General features: G+C 32.4%; 24 protein-coding genes. 9 read left to right on the top strand and 15 right to left on the bottom strand.

The features are described 5' to 3' along the window. Positions 1 to 43 precede the first annotated feature (43 nt). The 4 genes from EYD46_RS16195 to EYD46_RS16180 all read right to left on the bottom strand — a co-directional run bounded on the left by EYD46_RS16195 (position 44) and on the right by EYD46_RS16180 (position 3,171). Entirely contained in the window at positions 44 to 1,849 is a 1,806-nt protein-coding gene (locus EYD46_RS16195; RefSeq protein WP_130938217.1) for a PspC domain-containing protein, read from the bottom strand. Beyond that, positions 1,846 to 2,187, bottom strand: coding sequence for a PadR family transcriptional regulator (locus tag EYD46_RS16190; RefSeq protein WP_130938216.1), 342 nt, complete (start codon positions 2,185 to 2,187; stop codon positions 1,846 to 1,848). The genes EYD46_RS16195 and EYD46_RS16190 overlap by 4 nt, the downstream gene beginning before the upstream one ends. Positions 2,188 to 2,429: 242 nt before the next feature. After that, the gene (locus tag EYD46_RS16185) at positions 2,430 to 2,876 is read right to left on the bottom strand and encodes a DUF4870 domain-containing protein (protein WP_130938215.1); all 447 of its coding nucleotides are present in this window, start codon (positions 2,874 to 2,876) and stop codon (positions 2,430 to 2,432) included. A 10-nt stretch (positions 2,877 to 2,886) separates the two neighbouring features. Continuing rightward, positions 2,887 to 3,171 (bottom strand): hypothetical protein, encoded by a 285-nt coding sequence (locus tag EYD46_RS16180; RefSeq protein ID WP_130938214.1) that lies wholly within the window; start codon positions 3,169 to 3,171, stop codon positions 2,887 to 2,889. A gap of 232 nt (positions 3,172 to 3,403) precedes the next feature. Here EYD46_RS16180 and EYD46_RS16175 point away from each other — a divergent pair, with 232 nt between their 5' ends. From EYD46_RS16175 to EYD46_RS16165, 3 genes are all read left to right on the top strand, one after another. Continuing rightward, the gene (locus tag EYD46_RS16175; protein ID WP_130938213.1) at positions 3,404 to 3,859 is read left to right on the top strand and encodes a DUF4442 domain-containing protein; all 456 of its coding nucleotides are present in this window, start codon (positions 3,404 to 3,406) and stop codon (positions 3,857 to 3,859) included. 181 nt (positions 3,860 to 4,040) lie between these two features. Beyond that, positions 4,041 to 4,841, top strand: a complete 801-nt coding sequence (locus tag EYD46_RS16170) for a TIGR00266 family protein (RefSeq protein ID WP_130938212.1) — start codon at positions 4,041 to 4,043, stop codon at positions 4,839 to 4,841. Between the two features lie 129 nt (positions 4,842 to 4,970). After that, positions 4,971 to 5,168: a hypothetical protein gene (locus EYD46_RS16165; protein ID WP_130938211.1), complete on the top strand. Its 198-nt coding sequence runs from the start codon at positions 4,971 to 4,973 to the stop codon at positions 5,166 to 5,168. Between the two features lie 50 nt (positions 5,169 to 5,218). On the opposite strand, the gene EYD46_RS16160 is transcribed toward EYD46_RS16165, so the two are convergent. From EYD46_RS16160 to EYD46_RS16130, 7 genes are all read right to left on the bottom strand, one after another. Then, positions 5,219 to 6,157 (bottom strand): LysR substrate-binding domain-containing protein, encoded by a 939-nt coding sequence (locus EYD46_RS16160; RefSeq protein WP_130938210.1) that lies wholly within the window; start codon positions 6,155 to 6,157, stop codon positions 5,219 to 5,221. A 217-nt stretch (positions 6,158 to 6,374) separates the two neighbouring features. Next, positions 6,375 to 6,797 (bottom strand): DUF2141 domain-containing protein, encoded by a 423-nt coding sequence (locus EYD46_RS16155; RefSeq protein ID WP_130938209.1) that lies wholly within the window; start codon positions 6,795 to 6,797, stop codon positions 6,375 to 6,377. 243 nt (positions 6,798 to 7,040) lie between these two features. After that, positions 7,041 to 8,372, bottom strand: coding sequence for a DUF58 domain-containing protein (locus EYD46_RS16150; RefSeq protein ID WP_229731370.1), 1,332 nt, complete (start codon positions 8,370 to 8,372; stop codon positions 7,041 to 7,043). Between the two features lie 42 nt (positions 8,373 to 8,414). Continuing rightward, on the bottom strand, positions 8,415 to 9,491 hold the full coding sequence (locus EYD46_RS16145; protein WP_130938207.1) for an AAA family ATPase: 1,077 nt from the start codon (positions 9,489 to 9,491) through the stop codon (positions 8,415 to 8,417). A gap of 2 nt (positions 9,492 to 9,493) precedes the next feature. Continuing rightward, positions 9,494 to 10,699, bottom strand: a complete 1,206-nt coding sequence (locus EYD46_RS16140; protein WP_130938206.1) for a DUF4350 domain-containing protein — start codon at positions 10,697 to 10,699, stop codon at positions 9,494 to 9,496. Then, the gene (locus EYD46_RS16135; RefSeq protein WP_130938205.1) at positions 10,699 to 11,427 is read right to left on the bottom strand and encodes a hypothetical protein; all 729 of its coding nucleotides are present in this window, start codon (positions 11,425 to 11,427) and stop codon (positions 10,699 to 10,701) included. The genes EYD46_RS16140 and EYD46_RS16135 overlap by 1 nt, the downstream gene beginning before the upstream one ends. Further along, complete coding sequence (locus EYD46_RS16130; RefSeq protein ID WP_130938204.1) at positions 11,427 to 12,410, bottom strand: stage II sporulation protein M; 984 nt, start codon at positions 12,408 to 12,410, stop codon at positions 11,427 to 11,429. Before EYD46_RS16130 ends, EYD46_RS16135 begins: the two co-directional genes overlap by 1 nt. A gap of 24 nt (positions 12,411 to 12,434) precedes the next feature. On the opposite strand from EYD46_RS16130, the gene EYD46_RS16125 reads away from it, so the two are divergent. Both EYD46_RS16125 and EYD46_RS16120 read left to right on the top strand, forming a co-directional pair. After that, positions 12,435 to 13,154 carry an RDD family protein gene (locus EYD46_RS16125; RefSeq protein ID WP_130938203.1) on the top strand — a complete coding sequence of 240 codons (720 nt, stop codon included), beginning with the start codon at positions 12,435 to 12,437 and terminating at the stop codon, positions 13,152 to 13,154. 223 nt (positions 13,155 to 13,377) lie between these two features. Beyond that, positions 13,378 to 13,986: a trimeric intracellular cation channel family protein gene (locus tag EYD46_RS16120; protein ID WP_130938202.1), complete on the top strand. Its 609-nt coding sequence runs from the start codon at positions 13,378 to 13,380 to the stop codon at positions 13,984 to 13,986. A gap of 3 nt (positions 13,987 to 13,989) precedes the next feature. On the opposite strand, the gene EYD46_RS16115 is transcribed toward EYD46_RS16120, so the two are convergent. Beyond that, a complete protein-coding gene (locus EYD46_RS16115; RefSeq protein WP_130938201.1) occupies positions 13,990 to 14,688 on the bottom strand; it encodes a peptidylprolyl isomerase in 699 nt (232 codons plus the stop codon). 5 nt (positions 14,689 to 14,693) lie between these two features. Here EYD46_RS16115 and EYD46_RS16110 point away from each other — a divergent pair, with 5 nt between their 5' ends. The 3 genes from EYD46_RS16110 to EYD46_RS16100 all read left to right on the top strand — a co-directional run bounded on the left by EYD46_RS16110 (position 14,694) and on the right by EYD46_RS16100 (position 17,807). Continuing rightward, positions 14,694 to 15,335 (top strand): NUDIX hydrolase, encoded by a 642-nt coding sequence (locus tag EYD46_RS16110; protein ID WP_130938200.1) that lies wholly within the window; start codon positions 14,694 to 14,696, stop codon positions 15,333 to 15,335. Positions 15,336 to 15,384: 49 nt separating this feature from the next. After that, positions 15,385 to 16,182: a lysophospholipid acyltransferase family protein gene (locus tag EYD46_RS16105; protein WP_130938199.1), complete on the top strand. Its 798-nt coding sequence runs from the start codon at positions 15,385 to 15,387 to the stop codon at positions 16,180 to 16,182. A gap of 161 nt (positions 16,183 to 16,343) precedes the next feature. After that, on the top strand, positions 16,344 to 17,807 hold the full coding sequence (locus EYD46_RS16100) for a PQQ-dependent sugar dehydrogenase (RefSeq protein WP_130938198.1): 1,464 nt from the start codon (positions 16,344 to 16,346) through the stop codon (positions 17,805 to 17,807). Between the two features lie 224 nt (positions 17,808 to 18,031). On the opposite strand, the gene EYD46_RS16095 is transcribed toward EYD46_RS16100, so the two are convergent. Then, positions 18,032 to 18,712, bottom strand: coding sequence for an SIR2 family NAD-dependent protein deacylase (locus tag EYD46_RS16095; RefSeq protein WP_130938197.1), 681 nt, complete (start codon positions 18,710 to 18,712; stop codon positions 18,032 to 18,034). A 135-nt stretch (positions 18,713 to 18,847) separates the two neighbouring features. Between EYD46_RS16095 and EYD46_RS16090 the strand changes: the two genes are divergently transcribed. Next, complete coding sequence (locus EYD46_RS16090) at positions 18,848 to 19,510, top strand: TrmH family RNA methyltransferase (protein ID WP_130938196.1); 663 nt, start codon at positions 18,848 to 18,850, stop codon at positions 19,508 to 19,510. A gap of 7 nt (positions 19,511 to 19,517) precedes the next feature. Here the strand turns inward: EYD46_RS16090 and EYD46_RS16085 are convergent, their stop codons facing one another. Together EYD46_RS16085 and EYD46_RS16080 are read right to left on the bottom strand one after the other, a co-directional pair. Beyond that, positions 19,518 to 20,294, bottom strand: a complete 777-nt coding sequence (locus EYD46_RS16085; RefSeq protein ID WP_130938195.1) for a carboxypeptidase-like regulatory domain-containing protein — start codon at positions 20,292 to 20,294, stop codon at positions 19,518 to 19,520. A gap of 147 nt (positions 20,295 to 20,441) precedes the next feature. Then, positions 20,442 to 22,205 (bottom strand): DEAD/DEAH box helicase, encoded by a 1,764-nt coding sequence (locus EYD46_RS16080; RefSeq protein WP_130938194.1) that lies wholly within the window; start codon positions 22,203 to 22,205, stop codon positions 20,442 to 20,444. Positions 22,206 to 22,256: the final 51 nt, after the last annotated feature.

Raw genomic sequence — 22,256 nt, 5'->3', positions numbered from 1 at the left:
TTGAATTTGTATTACTGAATTGTTATATTTTAAGGATGAGTTGTTAGTTATCTGATGTTATATCTATACCATTACTATCAATATTAACTTTTACATCGTCAGACTCTACTTTTATTCCCTCACTATTAATTTTTACTTTGTCTGCTCCATCTTCAATTTCAATACCATCTTCATTTATTTTTACACCATCAGTATCTACATTTACTTCAAAGGTATCTTCATCGCAGTCTAAGCATTTAGTATCATTTTGTAGTATCTTCAAGTAATGTTCTTCTTGTCCGTTATCTAAAATATCATTGTAACTAGGAGAATTTCTGTGAAAAGGATAAGTGTTATCATTGGCATATAAAGTAGCACCCTCAGGTAAATACAATATTAACTCTACTTCTTGATCTCTATATTTATTTTCAAAATCTGTTATTAAAAAGGCGTTTAATTGTAACTCATTTCCAACTAAGGCATAACCATAATTAATTTGTTCAGCTCGCTTTTTTGCACTAGGATAATCACTACCTTCAGCTTTTTTCTCAATACTTAATGATGCTAGAGAATCTTTTGTAGATTTTACAATAAGTCTAATATCTGATGAGTAAATCATCTTTTCATCATTTTCATTATAAACTAATCTAAAAGAGTTTCTATTTCTAGATAAATGTCCATATTGAGATTTGTAATAATTATCATTACCAACCATGGTTACTTTAATAGTATCATTAGCTGTTATGTTTAATTGTTCTTTCTGTATAACATTAGCATCAAAAGCATGCTCACTAGCCTGTTTTACTCCTAATATGATTAGGCCTATAATGGCAATCAACCATAAACCTAGTAATGAGAATTTAGCAATATTACCTATAGACTTTAAGTTGTTTACCAAAATTTTTAATCCTAGATATGCTAAGAAAAAGAATGGTACACCAACAGCAAAAAATATCAAGAGAGATACTAACCATATAGAGGTATTTGCAGCATTAGCAGCATCAACAATATCAAAACCAGGGATGTTAACAGCATTAGAAATACCAATGGTAAATAGAGATATTATTAAGGCAATTACTGTAATAGCACCCACTAATAGTAATATGGCCCCAATAAACTTGGCAAATATTTTAAAGAAGAATATAATAACATCTCCAAGAGTTTCAAAGAAGGTTCTGGAGGACGATTTTATAGAACTAGCCCCTTTTTTAACATCTACTTTTTTAGCTGCGTTAGATACAGAGTCTGATACATTTTTAGCTACATCTCCAACAGTTTCCGTTACCGTATCAAAGCCATCCTTTATTTTTTTTTCAATATTACTAATGTTAACAGGCTCCCCTGTCATCATTATTTTTTCAGCAGTACTTTTAGCCTCAGGTACTAAAATCCAGAGTAATATATAAAGTAAAATACCTGTACCAGCACCAGCAACTAAAAGAATCCATGCTAAGCGAATCCAAATAGCATCAACACCAAAATAGTGTCCTAAACCAGCCGATACACCACCAACATAAGAGTTATCTGTATCTCTATATAGTTTTTTTGAAGGTCTGGCCTTAGTAGAAGTATAGGTTTGTTGTGGGCCATCCTCAAAAATCTCATCGTCTACTAAGTAATCCTCAGGTTGCCCCATAATAGTAATAATGGCGTCTACCTCTGTAATTCGTATCACTTGTTTGTCGTTTTGCACACGCTCGTTAAAAAGCTCAGCAATACGTGCTTCTATATCGGCAATAATTTCAGATCGTCCTTGCGAATCAGTAAATGAACGTTTTATAGCCTCAAGATAGCGTTGTAATTTTAGGTACGCGTCTTCATCAATATGAAAAAAGATACCTGCTAAATTTATGTTGACTGTTTTATTCATTTTTTTGTGGTTTTTTGGCTTGTTACAATGTTTACAGCATTACGCAATTCGTTCCAAGTAGTATCTAATTCTTTTAAAAATAGCTTTCCAGTTTCGGTTAAGCCATAGTACTTTCTTGGAGGTCCAGATGTAGATTCTTCCCATCTGTAATTTAAAAGTCCTGCATTTTTAAGTCGCGTTAATAAAGGATAAATGGTACCCTCAACTACCAGCAACTTAGCGTCTTTTAGCGTTCCTAAAATTTCTGCAACATACGCATCGTCATCTTTTAAGACCGATAGTATACAGAATTCTAAAACGCCTTTACGCATTTGTGCTTTTGTGTTTTCTATCTTCATAGTGTCATTCCTTTAATGTTGTAAAACTGTTCATTTTTTGATTGATTTTGATACTGAAACAAGTTCAGCACAGGTTGATGATTATAATTGATGAAATTTTTAACATTTTTATTTGGGCGTTACCCTGTCGGGTCGGGCTTTCCGTTTCAAGTCCTCGCACCTCCTACGTCGGGCTGTGGGCTATCCACTACAATCCCTAACGCGAGCATGTTTGCTAACTATAGGCTTTTATAAACATAGAGCTATTTTAAAAATTTAATAGTAAACGGATATTTATATAATTCGCCATCTCTAGCCTTTAAACTAGCAATAACAATTAAAGCTAACTCTACTATAAAAGCAATCACAGCTAAAACCCCTAATCCGCCACCAACATAAAGCAAGGGGGAAGGTTTACCTAAAGAAATATGAAAATCATGTAAACCATGAAAATCAATAAAGTCCATACCGCTAAATATTTTAAAAATAAAAAACGGAATAGTTAGTGTACCAAGAATAATAGCATAAAGAAAAATACTAATCTGAAAATTCAAAATCTGCTTTCCGTGTTGGTCTACAAAATCAGATTTATCCTTATTTATAGTCCATAATATTAACGGACCAATAAAATTTCCCAGTGGGATTACAAACCTACTAAAGGAGGATAGATGAATAAAAGTGGCAATGTTTTTTTGGTGTTGGTCTAACATGATTTTTTAATTATTTCATTTTATAGGAATTTGAACTAGATGTTTTTACTAAACCGTAATTGCTTTCTTTTTCAAAAGTTAATTTTCCTAAAATAATATCTGATGGGTTGTATACTTTAAATGCCAGTTTTCCAATCTCAAATGCTAGTTTCTGTTTGTTTCTAGTGTTATAATTGTTAAACTTAGAATCCCCAATCAATATGTTTAGAACTTGTTCTTTATCCTGATTGGTAATGTTGATTTTAATATTTTCTATATCATATTCTTTAGATATTTCCTCTTTCAATTCTTTCATTTGGCTAAGTTCCTTTCTAAATTGAGAGCAACTAAAAGTTGTGATTATTATAAATGACAGTATAATTTTTAGAACTTTTTTATTCATTGTATCCAAAGTATATAATAGTTTCCTATGCAAATATATGTCTAAAATCAGGTACTTTGTTACGCATAGTACTATAATTAACATTTTTTTAACATTTTAAACTAGCATTAAATTTCATAACTTAGTACAAATTAAAATAGAGTATATGAAGCTTACGCCCAGTAAATTAAACACCTTTAGTATGTTTAAACTTCCCTCTGCATACCTGTGTGGTGTACGAGTAAAATATTTGGATGATGAGAAGTGTATTATAAAAGTAAAGCACAAATGGATCAATCAAAACCCATTTAAATCTATGTTTTGGGCAGTACAGGGTATGGCTGCGGAATTATCTACTGGTGCATTAATGATTGGTAAAATTCAGGAATCCGGTAAAAAGGTATCCATGTTAGTAACAACTAATAACGCAACGTTTACAAAAAAAGCAACAGGCAAAATTACTTTTACATGCAATGATGGTCATTTAATTGATGAAGCACTAAAAAAGACCATAGAAACTGGAGCAGGGCAAACCATTTGGATGAAGTCCGTTGGTGTTAATGAAGAAGGAGTAGAAGTATCTACTTTTAATTTTGAGTGGAGTGTTAAAGTGAAACAGTAGACAATATTCAGTCACAGTTTACAGTTGTTTTCGGTTTTTTTGTCACTCAATGTCTTTGATATAATATTTTTTACCATTTTGGAATTTAGTGTTTGTTTTTTGGTATTTGAATTACTTTGTAACAAAACCCAAAACAAATCAACATATAAAAGAATCAATAGTTAAATAAACATCAATTAAAATGACTTCACACGAAATAGACTATCGCATTTACGGAGAAGAAATGCAATATGTAGAAATAGAATTAGACCCTAACGAAGCTGTTATTGCCGAAGCAGGTAGTTTTATGATGATGGACGATGGTATTAAAATGGAAACCATTTTTGGAGATGGCTCTCAAAAAGATACTGGGTTTTTGGGTAAGATATTAGGAGCAGGAAAACGCATCCTTACAGGAGAAAGCTTATTCATGACTGCCTTTTATAATACTTTGGTAGGAAAACGTAATGTATCATTTGCATCTCCCTACCCTGGCAAAATTATTCCAATAGATTTAACAGAGTTTGGCGGGAAATTTATCTGTCAAAAAGATGCATTTTTATGTGCAGCAAAAGGCGTAAGTGTGGGTATAGAGTTTTCTAAGAAATTAGGTCGCGGACTTTTTGGAGGAGAAGGTTTCATAATGCAAAAATTAGAAGGAGATGGTATGGCATTTGTACATGCAGGAGGTACTATGGCTAAAAAAGAATTAGCTGCTGGAGAAACACTTAGAGTAGATACAGGATGTATTATAGGTTTTGATCAAACTGTAGATTACGATATCGAATTTGTAGGCGGTATTAAAAACACAGTATTTGGAGGAGAGGGACTGTTTTTTGCAAAATTACAAGGTCCAGGAACCGTTTTTGTTCAATCTTTACCATTTAGTCGTCTTGCAGGTAGAGTTTTAGCTTCTGCACCAAGAGCAGGAGATAAAAATAAAGGAGAAGGTAGTATATTAGGTGGTTTAGGAGATTTATTAGATGGTGATAACAATTTTTAACAGTGTTAAAGTCATACTAAAATTACGATTAAATGTATTTTTTGATTAAATTTAGATATTGAAACATTAAACAAAAGCCTATAATCAAATCTACTTTAATTATAAACCTGAAATACCTAACGTTAAAAAATGGCAAGAGCAATGCTAGAGTACACTAAAACTGTGCTAGAAAAGGTAAGCTTTGACGCCACATTGTTTTGCAAAGAAGTACAAAAAGCAGTGCAGCGATTGTTACCTTATGAGATTGAAGAGCTTAAAATTTATATCAATTCTCTAGTACAACAAAATCCAGAATTAAATCAATGTTTAATTTATTTAAAAGCATAAAAAAAGCGACCTTTTGGTCGCTTTTTTAATATACAATATTTTCTTAAACCCTATTGAGGTAAAGGGCTTATTATTTTTACATCCTGAAACTTTATAGCACCTCTAATAATCCCAGAAATTACAGCCTGCATGGCTTCTATAATCTGCATTTTTAATTCACTTTTATGATATATCAAACTTACCTCTCTAGCAGGAGAAGGTTCTTCAAAATAATGCAAATTCCTAGTATCTTTATCATTTAAATCTAAAGTATGTAAATAAGGTAGAAGTGTCATTCCTAGACCTTCATTAGAGAGTTTTATAAGTGTTTCAATACTACCACTTTCTAGTTGAAACTTATCGTCTTCATGATTTTTAAAGGCTTTACAAAGATTAATTACACCATCTCTAAAACAGTGCCCATCTTCTAAAAGTAGCATATCTTCAATTACTAAATCGTCAGTTTTTATTTTATCCTGAGTGTGTAATTTATGTCCAGGCGGAACAAAAGCAACAAATGGTTCAAAGTATAATACGCGCTCTTTTATATTTTCACTTTGTAGAGGTGTAGCAGCAATGGCAGCATCTAAATGCCCTTCGTTAATACGATGAATAATTTCTTCTGTGGTTAGCTCTTCAATTTTAAGTTTAATTTTTGGGTATTTTTTTATGAAAGCGTTTAAAAACATAGGCAATAATGTAGGCATTATAGTAGGTATAATACCTAGTTTAAACTCTCCCCCAATAAATCCTTTTTGTTGATCTACAATATCCTGAATTCTATAAGATTCATTAACTATATTTTTTGCTTGTGTTACAATTTTTTTACCTACATCAGTAAGTTCAATAGGCTTTTTACTGCGATCAAAAATTAAAATATCAAGCTCATCTTCTAATTTTTGAATTTGCATGCTTAATGTAGGTTGAGTAACAAAACATTTTTCTGCTGCTTTTGTGAAGTTTTGATGTTCTGCAACAGCAAGAACGTAGTATAACTGGGTAATTGTCATTTTATAAGTTTAAGCTATAAAAATATAAAAACTATCAATTAAATTTATAGAAATATAGATTTATTATAAACTATTTTTGTGTTACAAATTAAAGTGTAATGGCTAACATATTTTAAGTTATTACAATAATTTGATTTTGTTTAAGTTTAGTTTAGTTAAAGCAAAAAGACGACTAGAAATGGTCGTCTTTTGATTTGTTATATTTATGTTTGGCTATTTAGAACCTTATTTTCATTTCTAAGTCATCCTTAGTCATGTTAAACTTAGCTGAAGCATATTGTGGAGGTCCATAACTCATGGGGTTGTTAGACATTCCATAAGACTCTTTAGGCATGCCACTATCATCAAAATCCATAGCATTATTATCATTTTCATCGTGCAATGTCATTATAGCATAAGTTCCAGGTATAACATTTTTAAAAGTGACTGTAATTTTTCCATCTATAATTTCACTTTTTGCATTCATAATCCCAGGCCCTTTCATAAAAGTGTTTTCAGTATGAAGTGATAATAAAACATGACCATTATTATTGGTAATGTTGTTGATGGTAACCGTAATAGTTTTTCCAGTTGTTTCCTGCGCGTTGCTAAGATTAATGCTTAAAAATAGTGCGATAAATAATGTTGATAGTGTTTTCATGTTGTATAATTTAAAGTGTTATTATTGATTGAACACTTCAAAGATGCAGTGAAACTTGAGTTTTTGGTAAACTAAACTACCGAACTGTATTTTTTTAATGATGAATTGTTGATCTTAGAGACAGGAGACAGGAGACAGGAGACAGGAGACAGGAGACAGGAGACAGGAGACAGGAGACAGGAGACAGGAGATAAAATATCTATAAACTGTATTATTGGCTACCGAGATTGTACTTTGATATATCTAAAGGAGTCCTCTAGATTTTATTTCTAAATACTTATTAATGGTATCTACTGTTAAATTTTCAGGAGTAGTTAAAATAGAATAGATACCAAATTTTTTAAGCTCATTCACAATCAAACGTTTTTCAAAATCAAACTTTTCAGCAATTACTTTATCATATACCTGTTGAATAGTTTCAGCCTTATTATTTATAAGTTTATCAATTTCAGTATTCTTAAAAAAGATAACTACTAATAAATGATTTTTTGCAATAGCTTTTAAATAAGGTAGTTGTCTGTTTAATGCATATAGTGTATTAAAATTAGTGTACATTAGCAGTAAGCTCCTGTGGGTTATATGTCTTTTAATATTAGCATATAACCTCCCAAAATCACTTTCAAAATAATCAGTTTTGACATTGTAAAGTGCTTCTAAAATAAGTTGCATTTGTCCACTTCTTCGTTCTGAAACCACAACGTTTTCTATCTTTTTAGAAAAAGACAGCATGCCAGCTTTATCATGTTTCTTTAAAACAATATTACTAATTACCAGAGTTGCATTAATAGCATAGTCTAATAAACTTAATCCATCAAAAGGCATTTTCATGATACGCCCTTTATCTATAATGGAATAGACAGGTTGTGATTTTTCATCTTGAAATTGATTAACCATTAATTGGTTTTTCTTTGCTGTAGCTTTCCAATTAATGGTTCTAAGATCATCTCCTAAAACATAATCTTTAATCTGTTCAAACTCCATAGTATGTCCTAAACGACGTACTTTTTTAAGACCGTAATCCATGGCGTTTTTATTAATATTAAGTAATTCGAACTTTTTTAACTGCTTAAAACTAGGATAGGTAGGTACCATTACATCATTATCAAACTTAAAGCGCTTTGCTACTAATTTGATTGCTGAAGTTGCATAGATATTTAAATATCCAAAATGATATTCTCCGCGTTCTTTTGGAGTTAAGTTATACGTTATGATTTGCGCTTTTTTTGGGCTTACTTTGTCAATGAGTTTAAAATCTCGGATTTGAAATTGCTCTGGGACTTCATCGATAATTTCTAGATGTGCCACAAAAGGATAATTATTTCTAATATTTAGAGTAATACCATTAGCATCTCCATTAGAAAATTTATCGGGTACGACCCTTTCAGCTTCAATTTTTTGATGTCCTATAAATACAATTAAAACATCAAGAAAAAATAAACCCAATAATACCAAAATGCATAGTTGTGCAATATTAAAAAGTACAGGAATAAAGTAGCTCATAGCAAAAAGTACTACAATGCCTATACCAGCATAAAAAAAACGAGGTTGTATGTAAAAGGGTTTAAAGAATTTCAATAAATTGGTTATTGGTAAATACTGTGATTACTTACTAATACCTTATCTAGGTATTTCAACTGTTTCAATAATTTGTTGAATGATTTGTTTACTGGTAACACCTTCCATTTCACGTTCTGGAGTTACAATAACTCTGTGGTGCAAAACTGGAACTACAGCACGTTTAATATCTTCTGGCGTTACAAAATCGCGTCCGCCCATAGCAGCAAAAGCTTTACTGGCCTTTAACACAGAAATGGATGCTCTAGGTGAGGCACCTAAATATAAAAAGCGATTACTCCTTGTAGCCACGATGAGTTCAGCAATATATTTCAATAAATGTTTTTCAACTATTACTTTGCTTACAAGACTTTGATATGTGGCTATTTGTTTTGCTGTTAAAAAGGAGGTAATCTGTTCTGTTTTGGTATTTTCTTTTAGTTCATGTTCACGAGATAGAATTTCTATTTCTTCTTCAAGATTTGGATAATCAACATCAATTTTAAATAAAAATCTATCTAACTGCGCTTCTGGCAAACGATATGTACCTTCTTGCTCTACAGGGTTTTGCGTTGCTAACACCATAAATGGTATATCTAATAAATATTTATGGCCATCTATGGTAATTTGTTGCTCTTCCATAACTTCAAACAATGCAGCTTGAGTTTTGGCAGGTGCCCTATTAATTTCATCTATCAATACCATATTAGAAAAAATAGGGCCTTTTTTAAATTCGAATTCAGAATCTTTTAAGTTAAAAACAGAAGTTCCTAAAATATCACTAGGCATCAAATCTGGTGTGAATTGAATTCTACTAAAATCTACACTTAAAGATTTTGCCAATAACTTTGCGGTTACAGTTTTTGCTACACCAGGAACGCCTTCAATTAAAGAATGCCCTTTTGCTAAAAGTGATGCTATTAGCATGTCTACCATATCTTTTTGGCCCACAATTACTTTTCCAACTTCAGCTTTTATTTTAGCTACACTCTGTTGTAGTTCTGATAAATCCAATCGATTTTTAAACTCTAAGTCTTTAGATTCATCTTTTAAAGCACTATCGTCTATAGACGAGACAATGTTTTGCTCTGGTTTTGGTAAAAAATCTTCGTGGTTTTCTTGTGCTTTGTTTTCGTCCATAATTATTGTGCGTAAAAATCTTCTATAAATCTATTTAATTTAACGAGACTTTGCTCAGAAAGTTCGTCTTTTGTTTGCAACCACTTAATATAATTAACTAGTTGTTTTACATCTTCTTTTTTTCTTCCTGCTTTAGCTGCTAATTTCTTAATAAACTCATCATTTAAAACAGAGGTGTCGAGGTTAAAATCAGTTCTTACTTTTTCTAAAAAGTAAGTTATTTTTTTATCTATCAGATTTTTGTAGTCTTTGGTTTCTATGTATAAATTAGAAATTGTTTTTACAAAAGCCAAAGAGGTATTTTGTAGTGGTTTTATAATTTTAATAATCCGCTGGCGACGTTTCGCATTAAAGATCATAAATAAAATCATAAAAATAATAGCTGTATACCACGCCCAACGAAATGATAACTGGTCTAAAAACCAACTTAAGTTAGATTCCTCTTCGGCATCTCCATAAGGAGTTTGTCTTTTTGCATAAGAATCAAAATATACATCATTATCAGGTAAATACGATAATACACTTTCTACATAGTGATACCTGTCACCTTTTAGTATATGGTAATTTGTGAAGGCTTTGGGTTCTGTATGCAGCAAAATAACGCCTTTTCCAAAAGGAACTTTAATAAAATTAACACGTTTTTTATCGGTTTTAGAATGCCCTAAAATGGTGTAGTTAATACTATCAAAACTTGAGAAAAAGTAGTCGCCTTCATTTTTATCTATTTTAATAGCATTTAAGTTTTTATTCTGAAAGGATAAATATGAGATACTGTCGTTCTTTAGATTATACTCAAAGTCAACATCAATATTAAGTGTATCATGAAGTTGTTGTGCAAAGTAATAATCAGAAATAAAAAGCGTATTACCTGTATCTACAAATTCTAAAAGCTTTTCTACAGAAAACTCGGTTAGGTAATCTGAGTTTCCGATAATAATATAGTTGCCTTTTGCTTCATGATCTCCATATCCATTTTTGGAATTTGCAGTGAGATAACTTGAGGGTTGATGATAAACGGTTCTTAATTTATAATCTTTAAATAGTTTTGGTAATTCCTTGTAAAGTACACTTACACCATAGGGCTTATTGCTTTTTTCGTTAAAGGATTCTTCCCAATCAATGGTTCGGGTTTGCTTTACGTTAAACGTTAGTGCTATTACTACTATAAGAGCGATGATGACTAATATTACAGGTAAAAGCTTCTTCATTATTTTACCTGATTTAATAGTGAAGTGAAATTATCTTTCGCCTTAGCATATTGTAATGCTTCTAAGTTAAACTTACCATACCAAATGTAGTTATATAGGTAAGATGCATACGAAAACCCTTTACTAAAAGGTTTATCGCTTATTTCATTTAAATATTCTGCATTAGTTTTATCATCTTCAAATTTAATGTGTTTTTTAAGAGATAAGGTTTTTAGCGTTAAGAGGTAATAATAACGAATCGCTAGCCTGTAGTCATTATCGTTTTCGGCTTTTTTTATTAAAGAAAGAATATCTGCATGTTCAATATTTTCTGCAGTAATTTCATCATGGTTGTGAATCGTTTTGTTTTTACCCTTAGCAAATAAACCTGTACCACCTTCATTCAATAAAACATAGGCTAAATAAAGTACTGCACCAATGAGAATAAAAATAAATATCCACCAAAACGGACCTAAGTTTATAACTATACTTTCTGAATTGTCCTGTTCTTTATTTTTTATTTTTTCTTTTTTATAATCTTCGTATTGTCCAGAGCCAGGTTTTGTTCTATTTACTATTTTGGTGCCTTCATAATTGTATTTATCGCTAGAGTAGCGCTCCTTAAAATCATCATCAAAAGTACGATACACCTCTGGTTCTTGTACTGGTATAATTGATACAGACCACCCTTTATAGCTAAATAGCAAGAACACTAAAACTAAGAAAATATGAGTGTGCTTTTGTGCCATTAAATTACAGTAGATAAAGGGGTTTGAGTAATTTGTTTTTGAACTTTAAATGGGTAAATTAAATAATAGTAACTTATTACAGATAAGGTTACTAAGATGATGCCTACAGATAGCCAATTGGGCATAATATTAGAATATCTGGTAATGAAACCTTCTAGAAACCCTGCAGAAAACGTAAAAGGGAATGTGCTAATCAGAATTTTTATGCCTGTTTTGGCGCCAGATTTGAATGACGTATAACGAGAGTGCGTTGCAGGAAATAAAATACTAGCACCTAAAATTAGACCAGCTGCACATTCTATAACTATAGCAAATATTTCCATAGCACCATGTATCCAAATACCTCGAACACTTTCCCAAAACACTTCTTTTTCATAGAAGAAGTATTGAAAAGAACCTAGCATGATACAGTTTTTAAACATAATATATAGTGTTCCAATACCTAAAAACACGCCGAGTATAAATGCAATAATCCCAACACGAAGATTATTTATTGTTATACCAATAAAACTCCCCCAATTACTGCCACTTTTATATACAGCAACAGGATCGCCAGCTTCAATATTTGCTATGGTTTGGTCAACATAATTATCGCCAACAACTGATCTTAGAAATTCAGCGTTATTGGCTGCAGATATAACTCCAATTAGTGTAAATACTGTAAAAACGATAAAAGCAACGTAAATAAATTTACGGTATTGGTAGCAAATTAGAGGCACCTCTGTTTTCCAAAATCCAATAATCCTATTAGTATCTTGTCTTTTAGTTTTGTAAATTTTTTGAAATGCTTTAGCTGCTAGCTGATTTAAATAGGTAATTACCTTACTTTTAGGGTAGTAGGTTTGTGCGTAAGCTAAATCGTTTACGAGTTGAATGTAGTTTGAGGCAAGTTCGTCAGGGTCTTTAAAATCATTATTAAAAATAGCAGTCTCAAAACTCAGCCATTTTTCTTTATTTTGCTTAATAAATGCAACTTCTCTCATATACGAGATAAATTAAAATATAAAATGTCAGAGTTACAAATTAACACGACTCAAAATGTAAAAATAAAGTTTACCGCAGCTGGAGTTGGAGAACGATTGGTTGCTTTTATTATTGATACAGCCATAAAAATTGGCTACTTACTTATTTTAAATAAAGTTTTTGGAGTATTTGAGGGCATGGATGAGTGGTCACAAATAGGTATTAATACAGTGTTGAGTTTCCCTGTGATGTTTTATACATTGGCTTTAGAAACGTTTTTAGATGGACAAACTCTTGGGAAGAGGGCTTTAAAAATTAGAGTGGTAAAAATTGATGGGTTTCAAGCAACTTTTTCAGATTATGTAGTGCGTTGGTTTTTTAGAATTGTAGATGTTTGGATATTTGGTATTGGCTTTTTTGTGATTATTTTTAGTAAAAAACTTCAACGTATTGGAGATATGGCTGCGGGTACTGGAGTGATTAGCTTGAAGGATAAGGTTAATATAAGCCATACCATTTTAGAGCAATTAAAGACGGATTACAAACCCACATATCCCAATGTTATTAAACTTTCTGATAATGATGCGCGTATTATTAAAGATACATTTACAAGGGCTAGAGCAGCTAAAGACTATTCAACTTTAATAAAACTTAGAACTAAGCTTATTGAGGTTGTAGGTATTAAAGAAGTAAAGCAAAGCAGCGATATTGAGTTTATAGATGTAATTTTGAAAGATTATAATTTTTATACTCAAGACATGTAAGCAGAGAGGCCGCTATAGCAGCCAATGTAATTGGCTGTTATAGCGTGCGAATTGCTTATCACGCCAAAGGCGTGATCTCAAAAAGAAAAATCATTAAGATTGAAAAGATCTTAGCAGATAAGTGCGTTAAGGATTGAACGGCATGTTTGAAATCCCCGACGCAGGAGGGATTGAGTAGTGAAAGCCTGACCCCTTGTGGGTAACGCCATAATAATAAATTACAATGTTTTACACTTTAGACATATTAGGAACCATTGCTTTTGCAATATCTGGTGTATTGGTTGCTTTCCACAAGAGAATGGATGTATTTGGTATACTTATTATAGCATTTGTAACTGCTGTTGGCGGTGGTACGCTTAGGGATTTATTAATTGGAAATACACCTGTAAGTTGGATGTTAGATATGAATTATACGTATGCTATTCTGGCTTCTGCTGTTTTTGCCATAATTTTTAGAAAAAAGATAAATTACTTGAGAACTTCTTTGTTTTTATTTGATACCATTGGTATTGGTTTATATACTGTAGTTGGTATAGAGAAAGGATTAAATGCTAATTTACATCCTATTATTTGTATAGCTTTAGGTACTATGACTGCTAGTTTTGGTGGTGTAATACGTGATATTTTATGCAATGAAATTCCTGTGATTTTTAGAAAAGAAATTTATGCTACTGCTTGCATTTTGGGTGGTTTAACATATTTTGTTTTAATAGAATTCCCAATAAAGACGGATTTTGTATTTATAATTTCTGGTTTGGTTGTTATTATATCTAGATTACTTGCCGTAAAATTTAAAATAACTTTACCAAATATTTATACTAAGGAAACGTAGTGTTTATTCTAGAATTTCTACTTTTTTTATAAATACATTTTTAAGTGGCCAATCAGCTTCGTCGGTTTTTACTGCTGCAATTTTATCTACAACATCCATTCCTTTTATTACTTTACCAAAAACAGTGTAGTCGCCATTTAAATGATGTGCACCACCGTTTTGTTGTACTATAAAAAATTGATAAGGAGATGCTAATTTGTGTGGGTTTTCGATATCACTGCTAGGCATTGAAACCGTACCACGATCGTGTTTAAAACCTCTATTCGTGTCTCTTGGGAGTAAATATTTCCCAATTTTTCGTCGCTTAATTGCAGTTGCCATATCATCTCCATTACCACCTTGTATCATAAAGTTATTAATTACCCTAAAGAATTGTGTGTTATCAAAATAGTGTCTTTTAGTTAAGTAGATGAAGTTTGATCGGTGGAATTTGGTTTCGTTAAATAATAGAATGTCTATATCACCATAATCTGTAGAAATTCTAACTTTATTTTCTTTGTTTTCTGTATCGTATTGTAAAAAGAATTCCATTGCCATTTTACTGTCTAGTAAAGGAAATTCTTCAGCTTTCTTTGTTATAGTATCCTTTATCTTTTTTGCTTGCTTTTTTACTGTAGTAGTATCTTTTGCTTTGCTTTTAGATTGTTTATCTTCACAATTGAAAAGACATAAAAAGAGACTTAACAAAACTATAATACGCATAAAGAATGAATTTTGATGAGTTCGTAACATTGCTTTCAAAAATAAAAAATATAGAGCTACCAGCCGAATCATCACATTTTAAAATGGTGCCGCCAACTAGAAAAGATTTTGCAAAATACTCGAAAGAACAGCTAGAAAATGCTAAAAGAGCTGGAGTTCTGGCATTATTTTATCCGAATAATATAAATGAAACATATTTTGTGCTTATGTTACGAAAAACCTATAAAGGCGTACATTCTGCTCAAGTATCCTTTCCGGGAGGGAAGTTAGAACCAGATGACAAAAATATAGAAGAAACTGCCTTGAGAGAAACATTTGAGGAAGTTGGTGTGCCAATATCAGATATTGAAGTGATAAGACCATTATCTCAAGTGTATATACCACCAAGTAATTTTTGTGTACAGCCTTTTGTTGGTATTTTAGAGAAACCTCCTGTTTTTAAAAAGGAGGAAAATGAAGTTGAACAAATAATTGAAGTAAAATTATCTGATTTAATGAATGATGACAACTTTACTCAAACTACCATGAAAACTTCATATAGTATTGGTATAGAGGTACCTGCATTTGTTCTTAATGGGTTTATTGTTTGGGGGGCAACAGCTATGATGTTAAGCGAAGTTAAAGATGTACTTACAAAATTGACATAGATAATAGTTTTATTACCTTTGCCGTCCAACTCTAACAAGATAGCAGTACATGGGATTGTTTAAAAAAAATCCTTTCGGACACATATTATTTCTCAAAAAATGGCTCATTCGTATTTTAGGAGCCATGACCCACAGACGTTTTAGAGGGTTTAACGAGCTACAAATAGAAGGCTCGGAAATTATAAAAGGTCTTCCGGATAGAAAGGTACTTTTTATATCTAATCATCAAACCTATTTTGCAGATGTTGTAGCAATGTTTCATGTGTTTAATGCGAGTTTAAGTGGACGTACAGATTCTATAAAAAATGTAGGTTACCTCTGGAATCCAAAACTCAATATATATTATGTAGCGGCTAAAGAAACTATGAAGGCTGGTTTATTGCCAAAAGTTCTCGCTTATGTGGGGTCAGTGAGTATAGAGCGTACATGGCGTTCAGAAGGTAAAGATGTACAGCGACAGGTTAAAATGAGTGATATTTCTAATATAGGGAAAGCGCTAGATGATGGTTGGGTGATTACTTTTCCGCAAGGCACCACAACACCATTTAAGCCCATTAGAAAGGGTACAGCACATATTATAAAGCGCTATAAACCTATTGTTGTTCCTATTGTAATAGATGGTTTTAGACGTTCGTTCGATAAGAAAGGGCTTCGCATAAAAAAGAAAAACATACTACAAAGTATGGAAATAAAAGCGCCTTTAGAGATTGATTACGATAATGAAACTACTGATGAAATTGTAAAGAAAATAGAATTTGCTATTGAGCAGCATCCATCTTTCCTAAAAGTTATTCCAGAAAAAGAGTTGAAAGCCCAGCTTGAATTAGATAAACTACGAGAATGGTAGTCCGTTTTAATTGAAAAAATGATATAGTATTTTGATTTGCAATAATTTAACAATAAAATTCGTTATATTAGTATTGCAAAATTGTTAGACTGTTAGTTCTATAAACTTGTGTTTTTTAGGATTTAGATCAGAGCTAGCGGCAACCCCAAAACCTATCTGCTATGAAATATCTTAACCATTTTAAATTAGCTTTTTTAAGCGTTCTCCTCATTACTTTTGTATTTAATTGCTCTAATCAAACAGAGACTACTAGTCAAGATGATTTACAAGAAGAAGAGGAGGAAGAAGTAGTAACTGACTTAACTAAAGCAGCTGTAAATTATACAAACCATTGTGGTGGTTGTCATGGACAGAAATTTGAGTCTTTTATAGAAAGGCAATGGCTATATGGCAATGCCTCTGCCGATATTGCTAACTCCATTACTGTTGGATATGAGCCCAATGGTATGCCTGCTTACGAAAACACGTTTTCTACACAAGAAATAAAGGATTTGGCAGATTATATTCTTCAAGAAATCGAAGGGAAAACCAAAGCTGATATTGAAGTTGAAAACCCTAACCTTTCTGGGATTATAGAATCAGACGATCTTATTTTTAGATTAGAAACAATAACTAATGAAATTAACGGTGTGCCTTGGGGTATGGTACAGCTACCAAACGGAGATTTTTTAGTTACACAACGAGAAGGAAACCTTTTTAGGGTTACCAGTGAAGGTGTAATATCAGAAATTAGCGGTACTCCCAATGTTGTTGCACAAGGTCAAGGCGGTTTACTAGATGTAACGTTGCATCCTGATTTTGAGAATAATACTTATATATATTTATCTTATTCTAGCCCAAACCCAAATAACTCCAATCAAAGGACAACAGCTGTAGCGCGTGGACGTTTGTCTGGCAATACTTTAGAAGGGGGCCAGGAAATTTTTACGGCCTTACCATATCTTACTAGTGGAAACCATTTTGGTTCAAGATTGGTATTTGATAATGCAGGTTACCTTTATGTAACAGTAGGAGACCGTGGTAATAGAGATACGTATCCTCAAGCTTTAAATAATGGTGTAGGCAAGGTGCATAGGTTAGTGGATGACGGGACAATACCAACTGATAATCCATTTTACAATATGCAAGATCACGAATGGTCTGTTTTTAGCTATGGCGTTAGAAACCCTCAAGGTTTAACAAAACATCCCGTTACTGGTGCTATTTGGGAGGGAGAGCATGGCCCTCAAGGAGGCGATGAAATTAATATTTTAGATTCTGGAAATAATTATGGTTGGCCTACAATTACTTACGGTATTAATTATAATGGGACACCTATTACAGATCAAACTGCAATGGCGGGAATGGAACAACCAATTCACTATTGGGTGCCCTCAATTGCGCCATGTGGTATGGATTTTATGTCTGGTAACTTTTATGGCAAATGGCAAAATGATCTTTTCGTAGGGTCTTTAAAATTTAGATATTTACATCGTTTAAAAATGAACGGAAATGAAGTTATAGGGCATGAAGAGTTACTCAACGATATAGGTCGTGTTAGGGATGTTCATATGGGTATTGACGGATATATGTACGTTTTAGTTGAAGGACCAGGAAGACTTATAAGGCTTGTGCCAGAGCAATAATAATATTTTTATGATGTTTTGGGCGTTACCCACAAGGGGTCAGGCTTTCCGCTATATCTTTTTTAAAGAATACATCATTATTGGGAGCTGTAAGTGCTAACCTCAATGATATGAGTTCTAAATAAACTTTGGTTTTCAAAATTTAAAAAAGGATGCCGCTGCAATCCTTAACGCAGATTCGGATCTATATTTACATGAGGTTTTATATATGTATATTGGAAGTACTAATTCAATAAATTAATAAACTCTTGCATACCAACTGTGGCTGTTTCAGCAATTACAGTAATACGGTTGTTACTCTCAATATTGGGCTTTGGATCAATAAAATAAATAGGAGTATTGCTTGGTGCATAATGCATTAAACCAGCAGCAGGATACACTTGCATAGATGTCCCAACAATTAATAAAATATCTGCTGTTTCACAAATTTGAGCAGCTTTTTCAATAAGCGGGACATCTTCCCCAAACCAAACAATATGTGGGCGTAATTGATGTCCTTTTTTACAAAAATCTCCCAAAACTAAATCAGTTTTCCATTCTTGTATATCATTTGAATCAAAGGTGCTACGTACTTTTAATAATTCGCCATGTAAGTGTATTACATTTGTGCTACCAGCGCGTTCATGCAAGTCATCAACATTTTGTGTGATTATGGTAATGTTATGTTCGTTTTCTAATTTAGCAATATCTATATGTGCAGCATTAGGGGTAACTTCAAACAGCTGTCGTCGCCGTTGATTATAAAAATCTAAAACTAATTCTGGATTTTTCGCAAACCCTTCGGGAGTTGCTACTTCCATAACATCATGACCTTCCCATAATCCGTTTTCATCTCTAAAGGTCTTTACGCCACTTTCAGCACTCATGCCAGCACCAGTAAGTATAACTATATGTTTTTTCTTCATATTATTTTTCTATGCACTACATAACTTAGGGTATGCTAAAGCTAATAAAATATTCTCTTCAACAACCTTTAAAACACCAATTATATGCATCATGCGTTAAATTGTATCTTTATCCAATAAATATTGTTGAATTACATGATAGATCAAGATTTACTGCATCATTTAGAAGGATATTTAACCGAAAACAGAAGAAATAAATTTATAAAAGTACTTGCCCAGCGTACAAAACATTTTACTGTTGCTATTGAAGATGTGTACCAATTACATAATACTAGTGCTGTAATAAGAAGTTGTGATGTGTTTGGAATACAAGACGTTAATATTATAGAAGAGCAAAACACTAAACGTATAGACAGAGAAATAGCCATGGGTGCTCAGAAGTGGGTAGATTTAAATAGATATAATTCTGTAAAGTCTTGTATTACAGATTTGAAACAAAATGGCTATCAAATAGTAGCTACAACACCTCATAAAAACGATTGTGATTTACAAGATTTTGATGTTACTGAGAAGGCTTGTATTTTTTTTGGACGGGAAACTGAAGGCTTATCAGATGAGGTTTTAAATGCAGCCGATAGCTTTTTAAAAATTCCAATGGTAGGTTTTACAGAAAGTTTAAACATATCAGTATCTGCTGCCATTATATTACAGCATATTACAAGTGAGTTGAAAATCACTAAAATACCTTGGCAATTATCTGAAAATGAACAGTTAGAAAAGCGAATTGATTGGTGTAAAAAAACGATTAAGAGCTTTGATGAGATTGTAGAGCGTTTTCATCACACTAAAAATATATAACTTCTTACTAAATACGGTCTTTTCGTCTATTACTTAGTAATTTGTACTCTTCGTAGCATTCACTTATGGCATCCAGTATTTGCAAGTCATTTGCTGTTTGAATAAAGCCTTTAGAATAGTTACATTGACTTACTATTTCATCAAGATCTACACGTTCAACTTTTAAAAGTGCAGTTAACATTTCTCTGTCAAAACGAGAAGCTAGTAAATTACGTATCTCGTCATTTTTTTTCATTTGCTTAAGTTTTCTAAGCTCATTAGGCTTTTTGCCAAACATACGATGTAAAAAGTCAGCCGGATTAAAAATAGATCCAATAATCTTAGTTAATCCGGATTTTTTACCAGCCTCATATCCTTTTGATAAACCAGCAATTTGATAACGATAATTATCATTTATTTGCGGTACTTGTTTAATGTCTACTTCCAGATAACCCGTTAGTTTTAGTTGATTTACAACAACCTCTTCTAAAGCCAAAGCCAGTTCTGTTAATTCAATAGTAGAACTTCCATATTTCAACCAGTCATTCGTTACTCTAACTTTTATAGATTTAAATCCAATAAAGGAGAAGTGTAAAGTATCATTTACTTCAGCAGTAATCGCAAATTCTCCTTTACTATTGGTGGTAGTACCTTTAACTTTATTCAAGTTAACAATATTAACACTTTCTAAGGGTTTATCATCTGCTGCATTTACCACTACACCAATGGCCTTAGCATCATCCTGTTGAGCAAATACAATTGTACTGACAAAAAGTAGTATAATAATACTTAAAATGCGTTTCATGAGTGGTATAATCACAGTTATGAGATGTTAAAAATACTAAACAAAACCCTAACATGTTGGTGTTATGGTTTTAATTTGACTAAAAATTAACAAAAAGCATACCTAAATGGTAGTTTTATGTTGTTAGTCGGTTTTCTCATAAAAAACTTAACGTCTAGAACGTCTAGGTCTAGAACTTGCAAAATCTCCTCCCGACTTAGAACGTCTGGATTTTGATTTATTATCGCGTTTGCGATCATCTTTTCTGCCGCCAGAACTAAAGTTTGCTTTTCTGTCATCTCGACGTCTACCTCTATTTCTGTCACGTTTTCTGCCCCTCCCACGATTTTCAGAAATCTCTACATTCACAAAGCGTCCATTATATTTAAAATCGGTAAAGAACCCGAGTATTTTTTCTTGTAGTTCTTTTTCTGTATTAAAAAATGAAAACGTATCCTTGGCTTCTACCTTAAACACATCATCTTGTCCCAATTCTAAGACTTCTTTTAGAAAGTCCTTTAAGCTCATCCAGTCAAAACCGTCTTTCTTTCCAACATTAATGAAGTAACGAACTGAATTTCCAGAATCCTTATGATCGTCGTTAGATGTAGAAATATTTAAGTCTAAAGCTTTTTGGTAATAATTATAAAACCTAGAAAACTCAACAGAGAAGAATTTTTTAATCAATTCGTCTTTGCTGGTATCTTCAAATAAGGCATTAATATCCCCTAAGTAAGTATCAATATCATGATTAACCTCAGTATGGTGTACTTTTTTAGCAAGAGACATTAATTGCACTTCGCAAATTTGCATTCCATTTGGGATGTCTTTCTTTTCAAATTGTCTCTTTATAATACGTTCTATACCCTTAATTTTGCGTACTTCACTTTTAGAAACAATAACCATAGAAACCCCCGTTTTTCCTGCACGACCTGTTCGTCCAGAGCGATGTGTATAGGTTTCAATCTCATCAGGTAATTGATAATTAATTACATGAGTAATATCGTCCACATCAATCCCACGAGCAGCTACATCAGTAGCAACTAACATTTGTATTTGCTTATTTCTAAAAGATTTCATAACCAAATCTCGCTGATTCTGACTCAAATCACCATGCAATGCTCCAGCGCTATATCCATCTTCAATTAAACGCTCAGCTACTTTTTGGGTATCGCGCTTTGTTCTACAAAAAATTACAGAAAAAATATCTGGGTTAGCATCAGCTAAACGTTTTAAAGCTTGGTAACGGTCTCTAGCATTAACTAGATAATATTCGTGCGAAACTTGGCTAGTACTTTCATTTTTACGTCCCACAGTAATTTCCTGTGGGTCATACATAAAGTTCTTAGCAATTGCAGCTACTTCGCGTGGCATAGTAGCCGAAAATAGCCATGTGTTTTTATCTTCAGGAGTATGCGATAAAATTGAAGTAATATCTTCTTTAAACCCCATATTTAACATTTCATCAGCCTCATCTAAAACTGAATATTCAATTTTAGAAATATCTACCAAACGTCTGTTAATCATATCTTTCATACGACCAGGAGTGGCAACAATAATTTGGGCACCACGTTTTATCTCTCTAGCTTGTTCCGTAATACTCGCACCACCATAAACAGCAACTACATTTAAACCTTTACAGTATTTACCATAAAGCTTCATTTCGTTAGTAATTTGCAGACAAAGTTCTCTGGTAGGTGATAAAATTAAGCCTTGTGTTGTACGACTGTTAACATCAATTTTTTGAAGCATAGGGAAACCAAATGCGGCGGTTTTACCTGTTCCCGTCTGTGCTAACGCAACTAAATCAGTTTCGGAATTTAATAAAATGGGGATGGCTTTTTCTTGGACTTCACTAGGTTTCTCAAAACCTAAATCAGTAATAGCTTGTAATAGATCGTTATTTAGACCTAAATCTTGGAATGTGCTCATGTGTATTATGTATGCGATATTTATTATGCGGTGTTGCATAAGAAGCGCATC

The sequence above is a fragment of the Hyunsoonleella pacifica genome, from assembly GCF_004310335.1.
Classification (GTDB): domain Bacteria; phylum Bacteroidota; class Bacteroidia; order Flavobacteriales; family Flavobacteriaceae; genus Jejuia; species Jejuia pacifica.
Note: the sequence above shows the minus strand (reverse complement) of the source record. Positions and strands in the feature narration are given on the sequence as shown.